A 23096-nucleotide genomic window follows, 5' to 3' on the forward strand; every position below is an offset into this window, starting at 1 on the left:
TGACCGCCTGAATCCGCCGTTCGTCGTAAGGGCATCTGGTGGCTGTCCACCACCAATGCACCATGAGGGATCTTCCTGCATGCGTCCGCCGGCCATAGAGCGCTGCGAAAACCACGCCACTTACCGCTGCGATTCACAGCTCTGGATGATTGACCCGCCCGAGAAAAGGCCCGGTGAAGGTGCGACAAACGGACGCCGACGTATCTCTTAGTGCAACAACCCCGTGGCTTGCAAAACAAAAGCTTTCCGAGACACTGACGTTGTGTCGTGGAGTGTCTAAGGAATCGGCGTCGTGCCGGGCCGGCCCGTGTCTTGGAAAGATGTCTCACCGTGGATCGTCTCAGATGGGTGCTTGCCGGGGGTTTCTGAGGCACAATGGCCGGGTGAGACAACTTGGGTATACGCGTGTGAGTACGTCGGGCCAGGACGCGAAGCTGCAGCTCGACGCGCTTGTCGATGCCGGGGTGCAGAAGCGTGATGTTTTCGCGGATGTCACGTCCGGAAGCAAGACGGCGGTCGAGCGGCCGGGGATGAAGAAGCTGCTGGCCTATGTGGAGCCGGGCGACACGGTCGTCGTGTGGCGGATAGACCGGCTCGGCCGGTCCCTGATTGACGTCCTGAATACCGTGAACCTGCTGCGGGAACGCGGTGTGTACCTGAGATCCATTTCGGACGGTATTGATCCCACCACAATGTCGGGCCGCCTGATGCTGAACATGCTTGCGACTTTGGCCGAGTACGAGCGGGAGCTGATCGTCGAACGCGTGAACGCGGGCATTGCCGCGGCGCGGCAGGGCGGAACCCGGTTTGGGCGCCCAATCTCCGATCCGGTCGTGATAGCCGACAAGCTTCGGATCGTGACCGACGCGCGGGCCAAGGGCCGCACCGCCGAAGAAGCAGCCCGGCTCGTCGGGTGGAGCCGGGCAACGCTTTACCGTCACCAACAGGCCCTCGCCACCCGCGAGAGCACCAAGATGTAGCTGCCTCATGGATGGCGCGGAGCGGTGGCGGATCCTTCGACTGCACGTCGAAGATGAGATCCCACTCGCGGAGCTGGCCCGGGATACGAAGGCCAGCCTGCGCACTCTTGAGCGCTGGCACCGGTTGTTCCAAGAAGGTGGCATCGCAGCGCTGGACCCGCGTCCCCGAGTCGATGCCGGCACGCGCCGCACGGAAGCGGAGACCGTGGCGTTCATCGAACGGCTCGCTCTGACAAAGCCGCGCCCGAGCCTTGCGACACTGCACCGGCTCGCCGTCGACGACGCCCGACAAAGGAACGCCCCGGCGCCAGGCTATTCAACCGTCCGGGACATCGTCACGGCCCTGGACCCCGGGCTCGTCACCCTCGCCCTGGAGGGGCCGGCCTCATACCGTGATCGGCACGAACTCGTGTACCGCCGGCGGGCGGAACGGCCGAACCAGATATGGCAGGCAGACCACACCGAGCTCGACATCCTCATCATCGGCGCCAACGGCAAACCGGACCGGCCCTGGCTGACCGCCGTGATGGACGACTACTCCCGGGCAATCTGCGGATACACCGTCTTTACGGGCGCACCCTCAGCCCTGAACACAGCACTCGCACTGCGGCAGGCGATCTGGCGCAAACAGAATCCGTCCTGGGTGATGTGCGGACTGCCTGACATCCTGCACGTCGATCACGGCTCTGACTTCACCAGCCACCACCTTGAACGCACCGCCGTCGCGCTGCACATCCGAACCATCCACTCCACCGTCGGCCGACCTCAAGGCCGCGGGAAGATCGAGCGCTTCTTCGGCACGATCAATACCGAAGTTCTCGCCGCGCTGCCGGGACGCCTGGGACCCGGAACCCGGAACCCGCACACCGCAGCCCGTGCTCGACCTGCCCGCACTCGACCGCGAGATCGGGGCATTCATCACCACGTACAACGACCGGACACACAGCGAACTCGGCACATCACCCCGGGACGCCTGGGTCGCTGACGGCTGGCTTCCACGCATGCCCGACACCCTCGAAGAACTCGATGGGCTCCTCCTCACCGTCCCGAAGATCCGCGTTGTGCAGCGCGACGGCATCCACTTCCAAGGCCAGCGCTACCTCTCTCCCACCCTGGCACCATTCGTCGGGCGCACGATCACCATCCGCTACGACCCCCGCGACATCTCCGAGATCCGCGTCTATGACCATGAGACCTTCGTCTGCACCGCCATCGACGAGGACCACCCGAATCTCCGGCTGAGTTTGCGGGACGTCGAAGCCGCACGCCGCGCACGTCGGCGCGAACTGCGCCGCACCATCAACGACCGCATCCCGATCATTGCTGTCCGCGAACAACCCCGAACCGCTGAACCACCGCGCCGCCGGCCGCGGCTTCGCACCTACGAAGAGGACGAATGATGGACCAGCCATTCATCGTGACCAAAGAACACCGGCGTTTCACCGAGTTAGCCAACGCGGTGCGAAAAGAGCACACCATCGGCATCTGCCATGGCGACGCCGGCGTCGGCAAAACCTACTCTGCCCGGCGCTACGCAAACTGGGATGCCCTGGAACCCTACATAACAGAGTGGCGGTCCCGCGACGCAGAGGAAGACGCCAGGCACTTCTCAATCGCCAACAGATCCCGCGCCGTCTTCTACACCCCGGAAGTACTCTGCCGCCCCAGAGAACTCATGGCAGAAATCCACCGCTCCCAGGTCCGGATCGCCTCCTGCATCGATGGCCACCTCCACCGAAACGACCCAACAACCCCTCGCATCATGAACGGCATCACCAGACTGGTCGAACTGCTCATCATCGACGAAGCCGAACGCCTCACCCCAACCGCGCTGGAACTCCTCCGCGACAACCACGACCGCACCCATCTCGGGATCATCCTCATCGTCATGCCCGGCATCGACCAACGATTCCGCCACTACCCCCAGCTCTACAGCCGTCTCGGCTTTTCCCACCGCTACAGGGCACTCGGTCGCGACGAGCTCTTGTTCGTCCTCGATCGGCACTGGAAACGGCTCGGCAGGTCCCTCGATCCGGACGACTTCACCGACGCCCAGGCAATCGCCGCAATCGAACGGATCACCCGCGGCAACTTCCGGCTCCTCGAGCGCCTCTTCCCCCAGATCACCCGTGTACTGAAGATCAACCAACTCGAAACCATCACCGACGACGTCATCGAAGCAGCCGCCAGCACCCTTGTGATAGGCAACTGACGACAAAGAGCGCCACCAGAACACCGCCAAAGAGCTCCGAAGTCCACAGTAAAACTGAGAGGCTTGCCGGCCACCGGTCAAAAACGGTCGATTCTGACCCGCGAAGTCTAGACCTGGAGCTACTAGGCGCCAAGGCCGGCAAGAGCTTGACGAGGAGCTACAAGTTCCCCCGTCCCTGGGGCGGGAGTTAGAGCAGCAGCACTCCCCTGCGGGCCTGTGCCCGCTCACTGTCGGTGGGCCCCAGGGTCGGGAGGAGTTTTTGACGAGGTTGTAGATTTGATGCGGTTCACCAGTGGCGGTAAGGGCCTGCAACACTGCCCTGCGGGCCTGCGCCCTCCATAATCTGTGGGCGTCAAGCGCAGCAGGACCTCGGCGAAGTCTATGATTTGCTATGGGTCGTCCACGGTGGCCCGGGCCTGCAACACTGTCCTGCGGGTTTGTGCCCGCTCAGCACCCGTGGGCGCCAGGAGCACCACGTCCTTCGCCAGGACGCGGACTTGCCACGTCTCCTCGGCGGCAGTCAGGGCCTGCAAAATCGGTATGCGCGCTTCCGCCCGCTCACCGTCCGTGAGCGCCAGAGCCGGCAAGACCTCGACCAGTGGCCGGAGGCGCCCCGGCGCGGTAGCGGTCAGGGCCTTCAAAACCGCTCTGACAACCAACGCTCGCTCGCCAGTCGTCGTTGCCAAAGCCAGTAGGGCCTTGGCGAAATCGGGTAGGTACCGCCCACCGATGGCGGCCAGAACATGCATCAACGCGGTACGAACTTGATCCAGCTCATCATCCCTGATCGCTAGACCGGGAGGGCGTCAAAGAGGTCATAGAGGTACGACCAATGGCCGGCAGCTCTCGTTGGAGGCAACTAAGTCGTGTCCCTCAACGCGACAAAGGCGATCAGCGCTGGAACACGGCGAGCATCAAAAACGCCGTAAGTGGCAATTCTTCTTTCTCCGGTCTAGCACTAGCTCTACACTCTTTTTACGGGCCTGCTGGGGGCGTTGAAACCGAATTGGAAAGGCGATGCTATGCCCACAAATGAGCCCTCCGACGTTGTAGAAGTCGAATCGACCGGCAACGAAGGCCCGCAGCAGAGGAACGGGTGGCAACGTAATCCGGATACCAGCTCTGACGAGACTAAGGATAGGGAAGATCAACCCGCGGAACCGGCATCTGAGCCCTTGACGGACATAGGTCTCGGACGCCCTCTTAGTCTCAGGATCATGAGCATATTTCCTGGGGATCACCTGTCCTTGGAGCGGGCGGGGCGGGCGGACCTCGGGGCGGCCCTCATAACCTCGGCCGTCAAAAATCCGTTGTTCGGTGACAGCTCGGCATTCGCTATGCATTACTACTTCAGGGATGCAGACCCTGGGGAGCGATTGAAGCCGAGGCCGACCTGGGGCGGCTCGGATGTCATCTACTATTCACCCGGAATGGTCAGTAAGTCCGTCCAAGTCGAAGTCCGGCAATCCTTTGACCGCTTTGATGAAGCAAGGTGGGTTGCTTGGACTGACGCTGCTGGCAAGGTGGCAAATCTTCCAATCTTTGCCGTACCTGGGCCGAAGCAAGCGGCAATCAAGGCCGTTATATTCGCAGCTGAAAGTGCCGTAAAGGTGATTTTGCGTTCCGTGGACCGGTGGATTGACGGGGAAAAGGACTGGGTGGCCACTGCCAATTTATACGTCGCTGAGCCCGGCGCGTTCACGTCACGGGCTGGATACCTTCTTTTTTACGGTGACGACCAAGACGAACAGCCCACCGTCCCAGGCCCGGCTGGCCGCATCATTGGTAAGGAGTTCCGCATCAGGAATCAGCAGTACAAGGTTGATGAACATGATCGGACCTTGCGCTACAAGGACCAGCCTGACCGCAGAGTATTGGAAGGCGAGCCTTATGTTCTAGCCCTTTTAAACGGGGCTAAAGAGCCTGAACTGAAGCAGTGGGCTCCCACCGCTGTAACAGCCCTGTTAGCGGAACGCTTCCTGAACTTGGATGAAGACGGGAGTAAAGATTTTGTGGGGATTCTGGAGGCATACAACGACATCGTCATGGCACGGACGATTGCTAACTTCGATGACGATTTGGCGGACGACTCATTGGACGCGACGACCAGGAAGGAACTCGAAGCGCGACGCTCCGGGGCGTTGAAGAACATTCAGGATTCACAGATCAAGGACATCTTGTCTCCCAAGAAGTAAGAAAGAGGTACGCTCCGCGCCACGAGTTTCCTCGCGATTGATCGCAGGCTTGCACGGTGACAGCCGAGGAACTCGATTTCGAGCACTTCACCGCCCAGCACACTTACCCCGAAATTCCGGTGACGGCGTAGTCGTTCTTGATGACGTGCTCGACTTGGTCCGCTTTAGTGGCGTCCCGGCCTGCAGCTGTTGCTCCCTCAGCCGACGGCGGTGTCAGGCGGCCTACGCCTGAGGGATGACCGGGAGAACCAGCGGCAATGCATAGAGGAATGTTGGCCTCTTCGGACCTCGCCGTGAGAACGGGGCTTGACCTTCCCCCATGGGGAGGGTTGAAAGTCAGTGACGACATGCACCCCCGCGGCACCGGGATGAGTTCCGGCGCGGCCCAACCCGGCCCCTGAACAACTACCCCGACTGCAGCAGCCTCATCGGCGCAACCGTCGAAATCCGCCGCCACGGCGAAATCATCAGAACGGGGACAGTGGAGGACGCCATGCCCGACTCGTCCGCCCTCTGGCTCGCATCCGACAGCACTCACTCCCGGGCCATGTACGAAGCAGCACTCCAGTACCAGGCATGGGTGAAACCCCAGGAACTGGATGGAAGGCGCACGTACAGGATGACCGCGGCGATGCTGTACGCAGGAACCACGGCGCGGAACAAAAACTAGGGGGCGTCCTCAAAAACGGCCGTTATAGACCCTCCCCTACAAAGGGGCCTCTCCGGCGTACCTGCACCGAAACAGGATCGGTACTCCCCACGCGCCAACACCGAAGTCAAAAACCGTCGTTTTCGACCTTGCCTATTGTGCCCGTCCCAGCAGTTAAAATCTTGCCGCTCAGGGGCTAGAATCTTGCCGTTCAGGGCGACGGATTGCTTCGATGCTCCAACGAGCTCAACTAAAAAGCGGCAGTGTCACCGACACCTCCGATATCACTCTTAGACACTGCTGTGGGGGAATACTTTGAAATTTCGGATATCCGCACTCGGGCTGGCTCTCGTGCTGACTGTAACTGCCTGTGGTTCTGGTGGTCAGTCACAACCGGATGCAAGCGGCCCAGAAATACCTGACGTTTCCGGACTCGCGCTTACTGAAGCAGCCCAGCGGCTTCAATCCGCGGGGGTCAGTTATGAACACGTCGTTGATGGAAAATCCAAGTACATCAATAATCCCAGGAGCTGGAAAGTAGATGAAACTGATCCAAAAGCAGGGGCACGCCTGGCAGTGGGCAGCCAGCTAAAGCTGCTGCTGGTACCGGGCCCCGAACCCGTGGAGGCCTCATCCCCGAAACCAACCAACACTGCAGTAAAGGCCAGCCCTACTCCCACACCTACGCCTACAGGGCTCTCCTACGCACATAGTTGCTCCATCGGCGGAGCAGGAGCCACAGAGATTTACGACTACCGAAAGGCATGGTCAAAGCCGTTTGACAGCTGTATGGATTCCTCCACGAGCGGCACTCAGTCGCCTGCAGAGAATAAAGCCGCCGCCATGGCCGGCTACACCGACCCGGACGATGCAAAGTACCTGTACTCGATTTGCGCCCAGACCGCCGGCCACTATCTCACGGGAGATGTCAGCGGTGACCAGACAAAAGAAGTGAAGGCCGCCCTGACGCTCTGCCCTGATCATCCTAAACGCGCGCAGCTCAAAGCCAACGTCGCAGCAGGTGAGGCATTGGAAGAGGATCGCGCCAACGGAAGGCTCGTCTACTCGGGCAAGTATCTGGTGGGCAAGGATGTAAAGCCTGGAACCTGGCAGTCTCAGGGCGAAAAGGTCGAAGACTGCTACTGGGAGATATCCGACGCACAAGGCAACATCCTCGATAACAACTTCATCAGTGTCGCTCCACAGTTCAACATTTACATTCCTGCAACGGCATCAGGCTTCACCGTGAATGGATGCGGGTTCAGGTGGATTGGCGGATAGAGGACCCACTGCCGATGTACGACGACCCATTTCTCCAATCGCCGCTTGCCCTGTCCTGCCGCTCGGGCACAGAGGGTCTGCGTAGACGTTAGCTGCGCGCCGTTGGTCAAGTCGCGGGTTCGGATCGGTACAGTTCTGGCATGGCTACAATTTCCAGGAAGGTCCAGTGGACTCTTCTTACTGACCCCACGACAGCACTCCAAGTGCTGCCTCCTGCAATTGAGCAGGCGAAGTTCGCAGTCAAGTCATTGACTCCGAGCGAAATCGCGGTCGATGTTCCGCAAGCGCTTCTCAGCAACCAATGGGCTGCCAAGATCACCGGAATCATCACACCGGACACGGGCAATACCCATGTTGATTGGCACGTGGAAGGCCTCGGAAACAAGCACTACAAACACCTCATCAAAATCTCCGAGGGACTCCCTGAGGGGCTGCTGGACGACCATGGAATCGAAGCAGCTGCCAGTCAGGTGCCGCTGCGCATCTTTGGTCGGAAAGAGATTGCCCATCTGGCCAACGTTCTCGACCGCAGTGAAACCGTTCACGCGATCGGTGTAGGCAGGTACGAGAACAAGGCCGGAATCGCTGCTGCAACCGATCGTCGGCTGCTCTTCCTGGAGAAAAGCATCGGATCGGAAGACCTAACATCGTTCTCACTTGGCGCCATCCAAGCAGTTGACCTGAAGAAAGCCTTGGGGGGCGAAACCCTGACGGTCAGCCACTCTGGAACCAAGGCGGTCATCATGGGGCTCGGCCATGGCCAAGGCGATTCACTCATTCGCGCTATCCGGACGGCACAGGCTACTCCTGCACCTCAACAGGCCGCCCCGGCAACACCAACGACCGATATTATCGGGCAGCTTGAGCGTCTTGCCGAGCTCAAAGCCAAGGGGATCCTTACAGACGACGAGTTCCAGCAGCAGAAGGCCGTCATCCTCGCATCTCAGGGATGAGCAGTAACCGTCGTTTTTGATGTGGTCGATCAACCCGCTGTTTGTAGCCGGATAGCATCAGCGTATGGCTAGAGACAGATCCTTCCGGTTTGACGTCCCGATCACTGTGGTTCGTGATGGCGGCGCTGACGAAAAGCGTCTAGACATGAAGGCTGCTATATGGCAGGAGACCATTTCGTTGCCTGTTGACGCAGACGTTGAGGTAGGCGATGTAATCGGGCGGAAGCTGCCGAACGGCAAGATGCAGTCTTATTTGGTTACAGCGGTCAACGTGCTGCAGAGCCCTTTCTATAGCGGTGGCTCTATGGATTTCACAGAGGTGAAGTTCACCGTCTTCGAAGATGAGCCCGCGCGTTCAACGGGTAGTCTCATCGGTGTGCCCCTTGGAATTTTTAAGAAAATCGACCTGCGGTATCTCGCTTCTGCTCTTGCTGAAGGAGTCACCCAGGATCAGATAGATCATTTTGAGCTTGGATTGTCCATTCACACTGAAGGGTCAAAGATCAAGCGTGCTTCGGCAATCGCCCAACACATCTTCGACGGCGACGACCCGGACGGGATGTTTTTAAACATGCTCGACTTCATCTACGTCGAGAACCCCAGAGCGGACCAGGCCTTTTCCAGCCAGGAATACAAACTTCTCGCACAGAATGTGCTCGGTCCGAGGAAGATTCAGCTTGGAGACAGCGGGTACTACATAGCTTCTGAAGCGGGCGCTACGACCAGCGATTTGAAGTCGTCCGGCGTGCCAACTCCTCGGCCATCCGAGCCGGATCCCCGCCCTGCGCGGCCGGACTTGACCCCAAAAACGATACCTATCGGAGGAACTATCACTGTGTCGAATTCCGCTGCTCCCAAAACGATCTTCATTGTTCACGGGCATGATATGCCGACAGTCAATGACGTAAGAATCGAAGTGAACGATCTGACGGGGATAATGCCTGAGATCCTCGCTGACAGTGCTGGTCGCGGTGACACGATCATTGAGAAGTTTGAGAGGCGCGCTGCAGAGTCCGATTACGCGATCGTTGTGCTCACGCCGGACGACGAGGGTCGCGCGAAGGGCAGTAGTTCGGATGAGCTGAAGGCACGAGCTCGCCAGAACGTCATCCTGGAACTCGGTTACTTCTACGCGAAGCTGGGCCGCACGAAAGTCGCCGTTATCCACCACGGCGTGGAGCTGCCTTCTGACATCAACGGCGTCAACTACATCAGGTACGGCACGACCACTTGGCTCAAGGAGCTCCGGGCTGAACTCGGCGCTGCGGGCTTCGAACTAAAGAAATAGGAGCCTCACCAGTTCTGGAAGGGCCAGCACCCTGTGCTGGCCCTTCCCGTTTAGTATCGTCGTCGGGGGACTGATCTGATACCACTTTGATGTTGCTGGGCTGTGCCAATGCTCGCATCCGGGCCTGGTCGGCAATGACGGACTTTGACTCCGGTGCTGCCAAGCGAGCGGTATTTCATGCTGCTTCCTTGTCTCTGGTCTGGTTCCTGTCGTGCTTAGGCTTCGGGGATGGACCGGTCGAACCACTGGTCGCGGGAGACGTCGGGATCCGGGCCGTTGCGCACGCCGGTGTCCAACGCGTCGATGGCCGCAAGCTCGTCCGAGGACAGTTCGAAGTTGAAAACGTCGAAGTTCTCATCGATGCGTGCCGGGTTGGTCGATTTCGGGATGGCTGAGCGGCCCTGCTGCAGGTGCCAGCGGAGCATGACCTGCGCCGGGCTCTTGCCGTGCGCTTCAGCTATCTCGGCGATGGCCGGGTCCTGCATGACGTTCTTCCGGTCCTCCTCGCCCCAGCCGGGGTAAAAGGTGATGCCGCCGATCGGCGACCATGCCTGGGTGATGACGCCGTGTTCGGCGTCGGCCGCCCGGACACCCGGTTGGCTGAAGTACGGGTGCAGCTCCACCTGGTTCACGGCAGGGACGACGTCGGTCTCGGCGAGCAGCTGCTTGAGGTGATGCGGCATGAAGTTGCTGACACCGATGGCCCGCACGCGCCCGTCGGCGAGCAGGGTCTCCAGCGCCTTGTACGCGGCGATGGTCTTCTCGAACCGGCCCGGCATCGGCTGGTGCAGGATCAGCAGATCCAAGTAATCCACCCCGAGCTTGCCAACGGCCTTCTCCCAGGCGTGCAGCGTCTGCTCGTAGCCGTAGTCACTGACCCATACCTTGGTCTCGATAAACACGTCCGACCGGTCGAGCCCGGAGCGGCGGATGCCCTCGCCGACCTCCCGCTCATTTCCGTACGCGGCGGCAGTGTCAATGTGCCGGTAACCGGCTGCCAGGGCGGCCTCGACCGCGGCTGTTGTTTCTTCGGGTGGGCTTTGGAAGACGCCGAGCCCGAGGGCAGGCATGGTGACGCCGTTGTTGAGTGTGATTTTCATGAGGTTCAGATTCTTTCGTAGGGGCGGACGAATACTTTGAGTGCTTTGGTGCCGCCTGCGATTACCGGTGGGCTTAGAGGATTTCTGTGGCTGCGGGGGCGATGGCTTCAGTAGCGGCCCAGCTGGAGAGCAGTTGCAGGGCGTCGTGGGACGGTGATCCTGGTTCGGCGCTGAAGGTGATGAATGTCAGTCCGGGATCGGCCATGAGTTCCATGACTTCGAAGTCCAGTTCGAGCTCTCCCACGGCTGGGAGGTGGACGCGTTTTGAACCGGTTTTGTGCTGGTGTACGTTGTGCGCGGCCCAGCGCATGCGGAATTCGTCGCTGCGGGTCGAGAGCTCACCGATGAGGTCCGAGAGCTGGCGGTCGTGGGGATCGCGGCCGGCCGCGGCCCGCAGGCTGGCCACGCATTCGTTGGCTGCGCGGTCCCAGTCGGGTGCGAAGTCCCTTGCGCGGGGGTCCAGGAAGACGAAGCGTGCCTGGTTTGGCGGCAGGATCGCGGTGTCGAACTGGGCGGCGTAGAGTGCCCGGCCCATCCGGTTGGCCGCGATGATGTCGAGCCTTCCGTTCTGGACCACTGCGGGCAGATCGGTCATCGCATCGAGCATCCGCTGGATGGTGGGGCGGACACTCTGGTGCGGTGTGCGTTGGCGCCTGGGGCGGGTGGCGTTGTCGGAGGCGCGGATCAGGTCCCTTAGGTGCCGCTCCTCGACATCGTTCAGTCTCAGGGCATGGACGAGGGATTCGAGGATGCTCTCGGAGACGCCGGCGAGGTTTCCGCGCTCGAGCCGGCTGTAGTACTCGACGCTGACCTGGGCGAGCATCGCGACTTCTTCCCGGCGCAGCCCGGGCACCCTGCGGCGGCCATAGGACTGCAGACCGACCTGCTCGGGCGTCAGCCTGGCCCGCCGGGAGGTCAGGAACTCCTGGATGTCATCTCGGGTGCTCATGCCTTCAACGCTATGCCGGAGGGACGGGGCGTAACCATACCCTGTCAGTACATGGCTTAGGCGGGTCTGTTTAGGCAGGTCTGGTCCGTGGTCTCGTAGATATAGACGGCGATCAAGCGCCGACCTCACCCCTCACAAAGCCAAGATTTACCGCCGCCCGATCCTACCGCCACGAACATCACACGAACCACGAGTGGCACACCATCATTGAGAAAGAACATCATGACAACAACTCTTGCCACCCATGGCATGACCCGCCTGCGGACCATCGTCTTCGCGATCGCCGCTGGCCTCGCCGTCGGGAACCTTTACTGGGCTCAGCCCCTTATCGAAGAGATCGCTCGATCACTCGACGTGTCCTCCGCTGCCGCTGCGTCGCTGGTAACCGTCACCCAGATCGGTTACGCGCTCGGGATCTTCCTCATCGTCCCCCTGGGTGACGTCCTCAACCGCAAACGCATGATCCCCCTCATCCTTGGACTGTCAGCGATCGCCCTCCTTGGCGCTGCCGTCGCACCGACGTTCTCCCTCCTTCTCGCCGCGCTCGGCGGCGTCGGCCTGACCACCGTGTCGCGCAGTTACTGGTCCCACTGGCCAGTGAACTGGCAGCACCCGAACAGCGCGGGCGTGTGCTCGGCACCATCGCCTCCGGAGCCCTCATCGGTGTGCTCCTGTCCCGCACTATCAGCGGTGCCGTAGCAGAGTACGCCGGCTGGCGCGCCATCTACGTCCTCGCCGCCATCCTCACCGTCGCCCTCGCCGTCGTGCTGTCGTTCCTGATCCCCCGGCTGGAAAAGCGACCGGCCACGAACTACTTCCGTCTGCTCGGGTCCGTATTCACCACTGTCGCCCAGCACCGCGCCGCAGCTCCCACCATCCTCATCAGCGCCTCCGCGTTCTGCGTGTTCTCCCTGTTCTGGACCTCCCTGACCTTCCTGCTGTCCGCTCAGCCGTTCTCCTTCACCGTCGGCCAGATCGGACTCTTCGGCCTCGCGGGCCTCGTCGGGGCAGTCGCCGCACGACGGGCCGGCATGCTTCACGACCGCGGCTGGTCAGTACCGGCCTCCGGAATCGCGCTGACCCTCCTGGCTGTCTCCCTCGTCGGCGCCTGGCTGGCACAGTCCTCCGTCATCGGCCTGATCGTGGTCGTCATCGTGTTGGATCTCGCCACGCAGGCCACCCTCGTGCTCAGCCAGACCAGGCTGCTGTCCCTGCCCGGTCAGAACCGCAGCCGCCTGAACACCGCGATCGTCGTCAGCAACTTCCTCGGCGGCGCGATCGGCTCCGCCATCGCCGGACCGCTCTGGGCCACCGGCGGGTGGACCATCATCACCGGCACCGCCTTGGGCATCGTCATCGTCGCGCTCCTGGTCTGGACCCTCACCCGCCGCGGTGCTCTCATCGACCAGAACTGACACGTCCAACCAACACTGACCAGTACCAAATAACAGGGAAGTGATTCCCGAATGTCCCGCACACCCACCGCAAGCACTCCTCCTCGAACTTTGCGCAAGCGTGCAGCCCTCAACCGGGAACGCCTGCTTACCGCCGGATGGGACCTTCTCGCACGACGAGGACGAAACGCCACGCTGAACGACGTGGCGCACCATGCTGGAGTCGGTGTAGGCACGGCCCATTGGCGCTTCGTAAACAAGGAGGAGCTGCTCGAGGCGATCTAGAGGCAGCAGGTCGATGTGCTGGAGGCGGTCGTGCGGGAGGCGTTAGCCGCACCCGATCCGTGGGACGGGCTCGTGTTCTCGGCTCCACCCTCGGCATTACCGGCCCGGCAACCGTCGAGGCTGGCATGGCCATCCTCGGCCTGATTCCCCTGGCCATCCTCGCCCTCATGCGCGCCACCCAGGCCCCGGCACCCGAACCCGCCGCGCAGCTCGAACACGAGACGTACGCCGGCAACGCCTGACCCATCCGTTTCCCTGCGGCCGCCAAGAAAGCGGGTCACAGGGACCGGGGGCACCAGCAGAACAAGATAGGAGAGCCACCGTGCACACAAAGCACCGCCCCATGACCGGGACCGTTGACCATCACGACCCCTCCGGCACCGCAATCGTCGTCGGGGCTTCCCTTGGCGGTCTCATGAGCGCCCTGGCGCTCTCGAGAACAGGCGTCCAGGTCACCATGGTCGAACGCTCCGATGACACCGGCCGCACAGGAGCGGCCCTCCACGTCCCCGACGGTCTCCTCGAACGCATCACCGGGCTCGACACATCAGAAGTACCGCAGCCCCTGGCCCCGGGCATCCAGACATGGTTCGCCGTCCATGGAGCGCTCCGCGCCGCAATCGAAACAGACCCTCTCATCGAATTGCGACAAAACACCACTGTCAGCAAGGTTTCTCAGGACGCACACTCCGCCTCGGTCATCACCTCGAACGGGCAGAGGATCTCAGCGGACATCGTGATCGGGGCAGATGGCCACCGCAGCACCGTCCGCCGGCACATCTCACCCGATAACCCGGATGCCAGCTTCGCGGGCTACGTCATATGGATCGGAATCGCCGACGAGTCAGTCATCGGTCACCACCGCTGGCCGGCAGACGTCGCTTTCCTGGGCGGCGGCAGTGACACCTTGCTCGGATATCCGCTTCCGGGCGCCAATGGTTCCCTCGCACCTGGGAAACGCCGCCTTGGCTGGGCCTGGTACGACTCCAGCAGAAACGATCTGCTGCGTTCAAGCGGCAGCGTCAAAGGCTCCGTGGTACGGCACTCACTCATGCCCGCCGGGATCCCGAACACGACCTACCGCGAGCTCGCCAGAGAGGCCCGCGGCTTGTTCCCCGCCCCGTGGAGCCATGCAATCCTCGACAGCATCGAAAGGCGGGCAGTCATCGGCACACCCATCGCCGAATACGTTCCCACACGGCTCGCCCGAGACCGCGTCGCGATCATCGGCGACGCCGCCCACGTACCGACCCCCATGACCGGCAGCGGGTTCGCCGAATCCCTCTACGACGCCGAAGCCCTCGCCGACGCGATCACAGACGGCGGCACAACACCCATAGCGCTGCACAACTACGAGAACGCGAGGCTTCGCAGCGCTCGGAACCTCGTCCAATCAGGACAAAGCTTCAGCCGCTCCTTCGCCAGACGCTCGGCATGACCTTGTGTGCCGGCGACATGAGCGCCCACCACAAGCACGTTACGGGCGTCCCGGCCGAAGCCTCCTAAGCGAAGATACAGCCATTCTGCGGTCCTGCGCCGTCCGGAGAAGGCGATACACGGATGCCGAAAAAGTTGTCCTGCATGTCCTGCAGGATCTGATGCGGCTGGACACCCTGCCGCGGGAGTTCGCTCCCACCCACCACTGAACCGATAGAAGAAAAGAGAAGAACATGTCCTCCACAGTTACCTTCAACAATGGGATCACCATGCCCGCGATCGGCCTGGGCGTATACCAGTCGCCTCCGGAAGAAACGGTCACCGCCGTGCAGACGGCTTTGGAACTGGGGTACCGGCACATCGACACCGCCGCCGCCTACTTGAACGAGCGGGAGGTTGGTGAGGGCCTGCGCCGCTCCGGCGTGCCGCGGGAAGAGGTCTTCATCGAAACCAAGGTGTGGGTCACGGACTACGGGTACGAAGAGACGCTAAAGGCGTTCGAGAAGAGTGCTAAGAAGCTCAGCGTCGAACAACTCGATTTGCTGCTCCTTCACCAGCCGCTGCCCGCGAAGTTCGAGCGCACCATCCAGGCCTACAAGGCACTGGAGAAGCTCCTCGCCGACGGATCTGTCCGCGCCATCGGCGTCAGCAACCTCTTGCCGGCCCGCCTGGACGCACTGCTCGCGGAGACCGACATCGTGCCGGCGGTCAACCAGATCGAACTGCACCCGTACAACGTCCGCGCCGAACTGCAAGCAAAGAACGCCGAGCACGGCGTCATCACCCAGGCGTGGTCCCCGATCGGTGGCATCCGCAGCTACAACGGCGAGGCCTCCAACCCCCTCAACGACACCACGATCCGCGCGATCGGTGAGGGCTACGGCAAGACGAACGCTCAGGTCATCCTGCGCTGGCACATCCAGCAGGGCCGCTCCGCAATCCCCAAGTCCATCAACGCCGCCCGCATCGCAGAAAACTTTGACGTCTTCGACTTCGAGCTGACCACCAGCGAGTTGGCACGGATCGACGCCCTAGACACCGGCGACACCCTCGACCTCGAGACCCTCGACCCCGAGTCCTTCGGCATCGTCATCGACGAGGCCTAGGCAGCACCCAGCACCAACTCACCAACTCACAGCACGGGCGGGCCGCCTCTGTTCGGCGGCCCGCCCCACTTCTGTTTCATCGATCGGCGCGCGAATGCGGCGCCAGGAAGAAGGTCACCATGGTTGGCAGGCTCGAGAACAAGGTAGCGGCCGTCACTGGCGCCGGCAGCGGTATGGGGCGAAGCATCGCACTCCGATTCGCCCGCGAGGGTGCGCGGGTGGCTGTGATGGACGTGAACCTCGGCGCCGCGGCCACCACGGTCGAGAAAATCCACGCCGACGGCGGGGAAGCAACCGCGATCGCCGTGAACATCGCTGCGGCGGACACCGTCGAAGCTGCCCGAGCCGCCGTCATCGCAGCCTACGGGCGTGTAGATGTGCTGGTGAACAACGCCGGTATCCACGATGGATTCCCGACACTGGCTGAGACGACTGAGGAACTCTGGGACCGGGTCATCAGCGTCGACCTCAAAGGAGTGTTCCTGATGACCCAACGCTTTGCCGCCGACCTCCGCGCACGTGGGGGGTCCATTGTGAACGTGTCCTCGGGTGCGGGATTCCGTGCAGGCGGGGGCGGGATCGCCTACACCGCGGCGAAGCACGGCATCGTTGGCGTCACTCGTGCGACCGCAGCTGAACTTCGATAGTGCAGTCTGCGGCGGCGTGATTTCTACAACCATTTCCCGCCAACAGCCTCCTGATCCACACGCCTTGGAAATCTCCCCCGCTTCGCTGGGCGGCGGAATAGCCTTGAAAGCCGAGTCGGATGGAACCGCCCCTTCATTTATGGCGCTCCCGGCAACTGAGCCGATCCATGCGATGAAGAGCATTCCGAGAGCGAGCACTGAAAGACGTACTAGGCGCTGACGAGTCATTTGGGGGTCCCCGTGGTCTTCACTAGTCCCGGGGTTCGCTGAAACTGCTTGCGTAGCTTCATGAGGATGCTCGCAGTCGTAAGGACGAGCCCCTGGAGCATGAGAACGCCACCGGCCAGAGTGAGCATCGTGTAGGGGTCTTCGTCATTGCGGTAAGCCTGCTGGCGACCTCGCCCACATATGTTCCCCTAAATCGAAGACCTCAGACTACACGGCGGACAGGCATCGATCGTTTAGGAACCGGCTACGGGCGCTCGGGCAGACGCTCAGACACGTTACGGGCAGTGGACACCTCCGCGGCGAAGTAGGCGATCCTCAGGCGGGACAAACTGGTTGCAGCGAATCTGTCCCGCTCACGGTTCCCCTCATGAGGCAGTCGCGGCCTGCTGTGTTTTTACTCCTGACTGGCATACAGGCCGGTGATGGCGGCGCGTAGTTCCTCCCAGGCGGAGAACTGTCCGGGGAGCCTTATGAACCAACGGAAACCTCCCGGGCGCTTCTCCACACCGGCATCGGCCAGGTACGAGTTGGCTCCCTCCTCCACGATCTGCCGGTCACGGGCTGTAAACGCTTCGGTGGACTCGGTGACTGTGCCGTCCTTGTCGGTCCTCGTGACGGTGACCGTCCTGGCGCTGTCATCCACCGCGGGGCCCCTGCGGAGGTTCTCGGGACCGGCAGCCCAGCCGATCAGGGCGCCCCAGCCGTTCTCATCGAGTTCAGCCCAGCCTTCTCCCGGTCCACCCTCGGGCGCCGACTCCCACACGCTTTGTCCGCGGGCCATGTCTGCTGTGCTCAGCCGTTTTCGCGGCCCAGCAGCGGGGCGCCGTTGAGGAATGCTTCGTACTGGGTCCGGACATCGTCATCGACTTCCGGCTGCTGGCTGCTGTACCGGGCATCCGTCCGGTCCCGTTTCGGCCCGGAGATCCAGAACTCCTCGCCTGTGTCCAGGTCGTAGAAATTGGAATCGAACCCGCCGTAGCGTTCCAGGGTCCGGCCACGGAAGTACGCCGTCTGCCATGACTTGGAAAACCGCAGCCTGGTGATCCAGGCCGGCCCGCGGTCTGTGTTGAAGCCGGTCTTCAGCTGAACGTACATGATCCTCTCGGGCATGGGCCTCATCGTAGCGGCTGGTGCCGGCGCCGGCGGGCCGGTTTTTCTTGATGCAGTCTTGATCGTCCCCCGTGGGGTCCTTGATGCTCCCCTAGGAGACTGTTCTTACCGGCAAGGAAGCCGGTTGAACGCAGCACTGTCGGCGCCCCCTTCACACGCTCGGAGCACTCCGGCATCGACAAGCGACCCCTGCACGTCCCCTCCGTCGTCTGTCGCCCCCAAGCACGCGGCGGAGGGGGCCCAACCGGAGAGCAAGGGTGCTTTGGCAGCTGCCATCGGGACCCGAGAAGGAGCAGCCAGTGCACACACTGTCCGTTGAGAGACAGAAGCCGACCCTGGACGCGCAGCACCTGCAACAACTCTCCGAAGAGGCATCCCCGGTCATCGCAGAGTCCTTCGCGAAGGACTACGCAGCGCTCCTCCCCCGGCGGGTTGGGCGCGTCGTCCACGCGGTAAATCTCCGGGACCGAGACATGGCCGTGGATGCCTCGTTGAGCCTGAAAACAACGTCATGGCTGGCCGGGGCACTGCGGCTGAACCAGCTGTGCCGCGAACTGGAGCTGGCCCTGGCTTTGGACGACTGGGCAGCAGCAATCTCGGTCGCGCGGAACATTGAGCTGCACCTGCCTCGCCTGCAGGATGCCCTGGCGTGCCGTCCCCGCCCCGCCCTTGCGGGGCCATAGCTCTGTCTTTCCTGCTGAACCACGGCGTCGCCCGCCCGTGCTCCTAAAAACAGGTACCGACTACCCGGGCGCCGGCACCTCATCCGGCTTTAGTGTGATGGTCGGAGTCGGCGGCGAGGGTGCGCATCGGAGACCGTGTGCACCCATCCCAGCCGCCGCCGGCTCCCCTTTCCGCAAGCGGGTTCGCTCGGACGGTGTCGTCCGCAAGATATTGCCTAATTCGTCGCCCAGCGCGGCTCGACAGCTCCAGGTCCTGGGCTTCGGAAAAACACTGCCGGTCGGCCTATGGCCTGCCGGCTATCATCAGCAGATCGCCGACCTCGCAGTCCAGCACCTCGCAAACCGCCGCCAAAGTGGAGAACCGTATGGCCTTGGCCCGGTCGTTTTTCAGCACGGACAGATTCACCATACTGACGCCGACGCGCCTGCTCAGCTCGGTCAGGGTCATGCCGCGGTCCGCCAGCAGTTCATCGAGCCGGCAGTGAATGCCGGAGCTGTCTTCGGCCGGCATCAGACGAGTCCCTCGGTGTCCTTTTGAAGCCGGCCGCCGAACTGGAAGACCCCGCCCACAAGCAGCAGGACGATGCCCACCATCAGGGGAGCAGCGTTGAATTCGACGGAGAAGAGGTAGGACTCCCCCGGAACCCGGTCATTGGCGCCGGCCAGCTCCGCCAGGCGGCTCCTGCCTACGCCGTCGAGGAACTGGCCGATAGTTCCCGCGAGGGCCAGCACCGCGCCCCCGGCAGCGACAATCCAGCCTGACCGCGGCGTGAACAGGACCTCACTTCGCAGCCTGTAGGCGAGCAGGAACAGGACGGCCAGGATTGCCAGGACGCCGACCTGGTTCAGCCCGGCCGACCACGCCAGCGCCACTGCCGGGCCGGAGGGAAGCACCGGGAACGTCGCCTCGAGGGACGTGTAGTGGCCCGTGGCCCCAAATGCCAGCCCTGAAGCCTTCTGATGATCCGTGGCGACAGGGAGCGTGAGCGTGACCGGCCCCGTGAAGTAGCCCAGTATCCCCGAGCCGGTAACGACGGTCGTCAGTCCGGCCGCCAACGCAGCCGCGATCATCACGAACAGAGCATCCGCCCTGGAGACGATCATTTTCCACGCGCCCTGTTGCCCGTCAGTTCTGGCCAGCTTCACGGTTCCCCCAAATGTTATCGCAAATCGTTATATCGACAGTCGATAAACTACCGGCACTGCGGCGGAAGGTCAACGGCGGCATCCCGGCCGGAAACCCTGGCCGGGATGAGGGCTCGGCCGCCTGCCGTTAGAGGCTGTTCTGTCGGGCTTCGTCACGGAACTTCACCGCGTCCGGGAAATATTCCAACGCCATGGGGACGTCCGGGGACGGATGCCGGACGAACCACTGGTACGCCGCGTCGTCGCTGGCTGTGAACCATGGATTGCGGAGGCCCTTGAGCTTCCGGGCCTGCCTGCCCCGCCATTCCTGCCTGACGTTGAAGAAGCCCTGCACCACGCCAAACCCGAACAGTGCACCGAAGAACAGCATGAAAAGAGCCATGGGAAAGCCCCTGAAGAGACCGAAGACGCCGAACGCCAGGGCGGCCAGCGACGCTCCGGCAAACAGGATCGTTAGGAAGATGCTGAAGTAGAACGAGCGGATCAGGTTGTAGCTGGCGTCCCCGCTGCCGGCCCCGATGCCCCATTCCTCCGGGGTGTAGGCCGATGGTTTTGCCGTTGACGTAGTACCCGTAGAAGAGCGGCCGGGGAACATAGGGCGGTTTTCGATGAGTCACAACGTCGTCCATCCTAGCCCCGGTCTGCGGCGAGTTTGGCTGTCAACCAGCCGAGCTGTTTGCCGATTCCGAGCCCTTGCATCGGGACTTGGTAGGGCCATGGACTTCCCTCCAGGGCAGTCCGGTACTGCCTGCCGGCCAGAGCAATGAGCGCGATGTCCTGGCTTCCCGCCAGTTCCTGGTCCAGCTGGCCGCGGACCATGTCCACCCACTGCCTGATCGCTGGGGAAACCAGGGACCCTGTCAGTCTCACGTCGTAGGGCTCAATGACCTGGTCCGGGTAAATGAGGCCGTGCTTGGCGGAAAGGATGTACCAACGGTCGCACGTCAGCTCCGCACACGCCGAAGCCTTCTTGAACAGCTGGGATACATACATATAGTTCCCGCGCCGGTGCCGGGCGCTGCAGCTTCTGCGACGCGCAGGCGACCAGACCCATCGTGCACGGTTCGCCGCTCATGGCTCACGCCTCCGGGTTCCGGGCGCTACGCCTTCACGCATTAGCCGTTGGTTTTAATGATTTCGATGATCCGCTTGGCCTCTGCCTCAGAAATGGGCTTATCGGCGGACCTGGAGAAGCGCTCCTGGGTTGTCACGACCCGGACCTGCTCAGGTTCCCCCTTGAGGATCGACCGGCAGGCAATACTGTCACTGACCACGGCGCGTGTCCCTTCAATTCGCGCGGGTTCACCTTCGCCAGGTCCGCCATCAACGCCGTCTTCTGAGCTTCATTCGGGCCTGGCAATCGGCACACCCGTTGCAGTCGGAGCCGGCGTGGCAGGAGCCGAGCAGCCGGTCAGTGCCAGGACGGCAAGCAGTGCGGGGGCGATGAGCTTCTTCACGGTGACTCCAAAGACAGGAAAGGACGGTTCTCTACCCACAAACATGCGTAGAGACCCGGTGGATGGCTGATGCTTAAGAGAAAAGCCCGCGGGGCAGAGCTTGGCGGCTACCGTCAGGCCCGAAGACGGGCTAGGGTCACGGTCATGAAGCCGATCATCCTCCTCGACATCAACGGCGTGCTCAACCCGAAGCTTCACCAAGGCAACAGCGACGATGCCCCGGACCTTCACCTCTCGGATGCAAAGGTTGCCCTGGTGCGGCGGCTCGCCACCAAAGGGAGGATTGCCTGGGTGTCGACGTCGCCTGAAGACCTCGTGGACCGTCTCGAAGCGCAACTGGACCTCGAGGTCGAACCGCTTCGGGTGACGATCACGCCGCAGCCAGACGACGAAGACCAGCAGACGCCAAAGCTGGGGTCAGTAGCCAGGTGGCTGGACAGGATGGAAGCCACCGGCGAGGCGGACTGGGACGCCGTCGTGTGGATCGATGACGCACTCGGACCCGACGTGCACGAGTGGGCCCACCACCACACCCAGCCCGTCCTGTTGGAAAAGCCAAACCCCGACGAGGGTCTGACCGAGGCCCACGTCGTGGCAGTGCAGGTATTCATCAACAGCGACGACCGGCGGGACCCAGGCGCCCAGGACAACACCTGACACTGCCGAGCAGGAAGCAGGCGAAACAGGTGGACGTTAGCCTCTGCTGATCACGCCGCCGCCAGGAGCGGGGCACCGCCGACGGCGGTCTTCGCGTCCTCGCGGATCGAAGCGATCATCCGTGCCTTGGTCACCCCGTCGACGCCCATCTCACGGCTCCGGCGCGCCAGGACTGCCAGCCGGTCCGCCAGTTCGTTCAGGGGGTGGCCGTTGCGGCCGCGGACCCACTCATAGGAGATGTCCACGCCGCGGGCGGAGCCCAGGATGCGCCGGCATTCCGCTACCGAGTCGGTGTCATCGAACGGCTGAAGGGCACCCGGTGGAGACACGATCCAGGACTTCCAGTGCGGCCTTGGAGTCGGTGATGATCTTCAGACCGCCGATGCCTTCGCGAAGGACCGGGTGGCGGCCCCGGGTGGACTGCAGCCCGCGGCGGATCGCAGCTAATTCCTCGGCCCGGTTATTAGGCTTAGGTAGTGAGCGACCAGGCAGTTGTAGAGGCAACGGTAAAGGAGGCCTGCCGAGATGAGGGTGCGCAAGCGGTAGCGGATAGATTGCTGGAACTGATGTCGCCGAACAGCGGATCGTCCAGGTCCTATCTTGACTCAGCATCGCCGGCGAGCCCGACCAGGTCTGTCCGAATTGGAGGGACTCTCAGGGCTGGAAACGCCTCAAGTCGCCTCTGAACGGCCAACGGGCAGGAACCCAGGCCACCGAAAGCAGCGGCAAGCGACATGCTCAGGTTTGAACCACGGATTCCGCGCAGCTGAGAAAACCCAAACCCGGATGGTGTCGAAGCGCCCGGATCCCCCGTGTTGTCGCAACGACTATGGCCCGCTCACGGGTAGCAGTCAGCGCCAATCATGAAGGCTCTCGGGCGCCGCCACGTAGAAATACTGCAGTATGGGTCAATAGGCCAACCAACCAATACCGGCCAAGATAGTTGGCACCGCGCCATGCTGTTTGTCACGGCGCCAACTACTAACTCGTCAGTCGTGCCAAGTAAGTGGTCAACTCACACAGGTACAGCAACTCACAACTGAGCAATGCTCAGATACGAGGGTGTTTTTGCCCAGATGTGAGATTCCAAACTAGTTGGCCCATCCTGAAAGGTTGGCCCCAGTGTTTTCCGCGGCTTTCCCACCTACCGTCGCGCAAGTCGTTCCAAAGTACTTGACCTTTTATCTCCTGCTTTTGCAAATTGCCCAGCATGCCGCGAAACCAACAGCACTACGGCCTTAGTCAACGGATAGGCGATCCCGTCTCTGCCCGGTGCCTTGTACTCTTGAGAAGTGCGCCATTTAAGGCCCCTGCACGGACAGATGCCGGACCGCTACTA

General features: G+C 62.2%; 29 protein-coding genes. 18 read left to right on the forward strand and 11 right to left on the reverse strand.

The features are described from left to right. Positions 1–383 precede the first annotated feature (383 nt). The 4 genes from J7I85_RS11520 to J7I85_RS11530 are packed head-to-tail and all read left to right on the forward strand — an operon-like array spanning position 384 to position 3192. Complete coding sequence (locus J7I85_RS11520; protein ID WP_308159460.1) at positions 384–980, forward strand: recombinase family protein; 597 nt, start codon at positions 384–386, stop codon at positions 978–980. A 7-nt stretch (positions 981–987) separates the two neighbouring features. After that, positions 988–1965 carry a DDE-type integrase/transposase/recombinase gene (locus tag J7I85_RS11525; protein WP_251024259.1) on the forward strand — a complete coding sequence of 326 codons (978 nt, stop codon included), beginning with the start codon at positions 988–990 and terminating at the stop codon, positions 1963–1965. A 16-nt stretch (positions 1966–1981) separates the two neighbouring features. Continuing rightward, complete coding sequence (locus tag J7I85_RS25020) at positions 1982–2380, forward strand: Mu transposase C-terminal domain-containing protein (protein ID WP_251024260.1); 399 nt, start codon at positions 1982–1984, stop codon at positions 2378–2380. Beyond that, on the forward strand, positions 2380–3192 hold the full coding sequence (locus J7I85_RS11530) for an AAA family ATPase (RefSeq protein ID WP_214851944.1): 813 nt from the start codon (positions 2380–2382) through the stop codon (positions 3190–3192). The genes J7I85_RS25020 and J7I85_RS11530 overlap by 1 nt, the downstream gene beginning before the upstream one ends. A 389-nt stretch (positions 3193–3581) precedes the next feature. On the opposite strand, the gene J7I85_RS11535 is transcribed toward J7I85_RS11530, so the two are convergent. Then, positions 3582–3833 carry a hypothetical protein gene (locus tag J7I85_RS11535; RefSeq protein WP_214851894.1) on the reverse strand — a complete coding sequence of 84 codons (252 nt, stop codon included), beginning with the start codon at positions 3831–3833 and terminating at the stop codon, positions 3582–3584. A gap of 576 nt (positions 3834–4409) precedes the next feature. Between J7I85_RS11535 and J7I85_RS11540 the strand changes: the two genes are divergently transcribed. The 5 genes from J7I85_RS11540 (at position 4410) to J7I85_RS11560 (ending at position 9558) form a co-directional block, all read left to right on the forward strand. Next, positions 4410–5387, forward strand: a complete 978-nt coding sequence (locus J7I85_RS11540) for a hypothetical protein (protein WP_214851895.1) — start codon at positions 4410–4412, stop codon at positions 5385–5387. 493 nt (positions 5388–5880) lie between these two features. Next, complete coding sequence (locus tag J7I85_RS11545; RefSeq protein ID WP_214851896.1) at positions 5881–6057, forward strand: hypothetical protein; 177 nt, start codon at positions 5881–5883, stop codon at positions 6055–6057. A gap of 330 nt (positions 6058–6387) precedes the next feature. Next, positions 6388–7317: a PASTA domain-containing protein gene (locus J7I85_RS11550; RefSeq protein ID WP_214851897.1), complete on the forward strand. Its 930-nt coding sequence runs from the start codon at positions 6388–6390 to the stop codon at positions 7315–7317. A 140-nt stretch (positions 7318–7457) separates the two neighbouring features. Then, positions 7458–8270, forward strand: coding sequence for a PH domain-containing protein (locus J7I85_RS11555; RefSeq protein ID WP_214851945.1), 813 nt, complete (start codon positions 7458–7460; stop codon positions 8268–8270). A gap of 64 nt (positions 8271–8334) precedes the next feature. Further along, positions 8335–9558: a TIR domain-containing protein gene (locus J7I85_RS11560; protein WP_214851898.1), complete on the forward strand. Its 1224-nt coding sequence runs from the start codon at positions 8335–8337 to the stop codon at positions 9556–9558. Between the two features lie 215 nt (positions 9559–9773). On the opposite strand, the gene J7I85_RS11565 is transcribed toward J7I85_RS11560, so the two are convergent. Then, positions 9774–10658 (reverse strand): aldo/keto reductase, encoded by an 885-nt coding sequence (locus J7I85_RS11565; protein ID WP_214851899.1) that lies wholly within the window; start codon positions 10656–10658, stop codon positions 9774–9776. 73 nt (positions 10659–10731) lie between these two features. Beyond that, the gene (locus J7I85_RS11570) at positions 10732–11607 is read right to left on the reverse strand and encodes a helix-turn-helix transcriptional regulator (protein WP_214851900.1); all 876 of its coding nucleotides are present in this window, start codon (positions 11605–11607) and stop codon (positions 10732–10734) included. Between the two features lie 222 nt (positions 11608–11829). Here J7I85_RS11570 and J7I85_RS11575 point away from each other — a divergent pair, with 222 nt between their 5' ends. The 7 genes from J7I85_RS11575 to J7I85_RS11605 all read left to right on the forward strand — a co-directional run bounded on the left by J7I85_RS11575 (position 11830) and on the right by J7I85_RS11605 (position 16476). Next, a complete protein-coding gene (locus J7I85_RS11575; RefSeq protein WP_214851901.1) occupies positions 11830–12306 on the forward strand; it encodes an MFS transporter in 477 nt (158 codons plus the stop codon). Beyond that, complete coding sequence (locus J7I85_RS11580) at positions 12237–13022, forward strand: MFS transporter (protein ID WP_308159461.1); 786 nt, start codon at positions 12237–12239, stop codon at positions 13020–13022. The genes J7I85_RS11575 and J7I85_RS11580 overlap by 70 nt, the downstream gene beginning before the upstream one ends. A 51-nt stretch (positions 13023–13073) precedes the next feature. Further along, positions 13074–13286, forward strand: a complete 213-nt coding sequence (locus tag J7I85_RS25915) for a helix-turn-helix domain-containing protein (protein WP_374102462.1) — start codon at positions 13074–13076, stop codon at positions 13284–13286. 59 nt (positions 13287–13345) lie between these two features. Further along, positions 13346–13528 (forward strand): hypothetical protein, encoded by a 183-nt coding sequence (locus J7I85_RS11590; protein ID WP_214851903.1) that lies wholly within the window; start codon positions 13346–13348, stop codon positions 13526–13528. An 80-nt stretch (positions 13529–13608) separates the two neighbouring features. Continuing rightward, positions 13609–14724: an FAD-dependent monooxygenase gene (locus J7I85_RS11595; RefSeq protein WP_214851904.1), complete on the forward strand. Its 1116-nt coding sequence runs from the start codon at positions 13609–13611 to the stop codon at positions 14722–14724. A 232-nt stretch (positions 14725–14956) separates the two neighbouring features. Further along, positions 14957–15829, forward strand: coding sequence for an aldo/keto reductase (locus J7I85_RS11600; RefSeq protein ID WP_214851905.1), 873 nt, complete (start codon positions 14957–14959; stop codon positions 15827–15829). 119 nt (positions 15830–15948) lie between these two features. Continuing rightward, a complete protein-coding gene (locus J7I85_RS11605) occupies positions 15949–16476 on the forward strand; it encodes an SDR family NAD(P)-dependent oxidoreductase (protein ID WP_214851906.1) in 528 nt (175 codons plus the stop codon). Between the two features lie 622 nt (positions 16477–17098). Here the strand turns inward: J7I85_RS11605 and J7I85_RS11610 are convergent. Together J7I85_RS11610 and J7I85_RS11615 are read right to left on the reverse strand one after the other, a co-directional pair. Beyond that, on the reverse strand, positions 17099–17485 hold the full coding sequence (locus tag J7I85_RS11610) for a DUF5956 family protein (protein WP_214851907.1): 387 nt from the start codon (positions 17483–17485) through the stop codon (positions 17099–17101). Between the two features lie 11 nt (positions 17486–17496). After that, positions 17497–17814, reverse strand: coding sequence for a hypothetical protein (locus J7I85_RS11615; RefSeq protein WP_251024261.1), 318 nt, complete (start codon positions 17812–17814; stop codon positions 17497–17499). 299 nt (positions 17815–18113) lie between these two features. On the opposite strand from J7I85_RS11615, the gene J7I85_RS11620 reads away from it, so the two are divergent. Beyond that, complete coding sequence (locus J7I85_RS11620; protein ID WP_214851908.1) at positions 18114–18497, forward strand: hypothetical protein; 384 nt, start codon at positions 18114–18116, stop codon at positions 18495–18497. Between the two features lie 283 nt (positions 18498–18780). Here J7I85_RS11620 and J7I85_RS11625 read toward each other — a convergent pair whose 3' ends face one another. From J7I85_RS11625 to J7I85_RS11645, 5 genes are all read right to left on the reverse strand, one after another. Then, a complete protein-coding gene (locus J7I85_RS11625; RefSeq protein ID WP_214851909.1) occupies positions 18781–19008 on the reverse strand; it encodes a helix-turn-helix transcriptional regulator in 228 nt (75 codons plus the stop codon). After that, positions 19008–19601: a hypothetical protein gene (locus tag J7I85_RS11630; RefSeq protein ID WP_214851910.1), complete on the reverse strand. Its 594-nt coding sequence runs from the start codon at positions 19599–19601 to the stop codon at positions 19008–19010. The genes J7I85_RS11625 and J7I85_RS11630 overlap by 1 nt, the downstream gene beginning before the upstream one ends. Positions 19602–19770: 169 nt before the next feature. Beyond that, positions 19771–20238 carry a hypothetical protein gene (locus J7I85_RS11635; protein ID WP_214851911.1) on the reverse strand — a complete coding sequence of 156 codons (468 nt, stop codon included), beginning with the start codon at positions 20236–20238 and terminating at the stop codon, positions 19771–19773. A gap of 35 nt (positions 20239–20273) precedes the next feature. Then, positions 20274–20636, reverse strand: coding sequence for a DUF6884 domain-containing protein (locus J7I85_RS11640; RefSeq protein ID WP_214851912.1), 363 nt, complete (start codon positions 20634–20636; stop codon positions 20274–20276). 122 nt (positions 20637–20758) lie between these two features. After that, complete coding sequence (locus J7I85_RS11645; RefSeq protein ID WP_214851913.1) at positions 20759–20917, reverse strand: hypothetical protein; 159 nt, start codon at positions 20915–20917, stop codon at positions 20759–20761. 327 nt (positions 20918–21244) lie between these two features. On the opposite strand from J7I85_RS11645, the gene J7I85_RS11650 reads away from it, so the two are divergent. Next, positions 21245–21757 (forward strand): HAD domain-containing protein, encoded by a 513-nt coding sequence (locus J7I85_RS11650; protein ID WP_214851914.1) that lies wholly within the window; start codon positions 21245–21247, stop codon positions 21755–21757. A gap of 50 nt (positions 21758–21807) precedes the next feature. Here J7I85_RS11650 and J7I85_RS11655 read toward each other — a convergent pair whose 3' ends face one another. Continuing rightward, positions 21808–22086, reverse strand: a complete 279-nt coding sequence (locus J7I85_RS11655; RefSeq protein ID WP_214851915.1) for a hypothetical protein — start codon at positions 22084–22086, stop codon at positions 21808–21810. Positions 22087–23096: the final 1010 nt, after the last annotated feature.

Source organism: Arthrobacter sp. ISL-65 (genome assembly GCF_018613795.1).
In the GTDB taxonomy this organism is placed as follows: domain Bacteria; phylum Actinomycetota; class Actinomycetes; order Actinomycetales; family Micrococcaceae; genus Arthrobacter.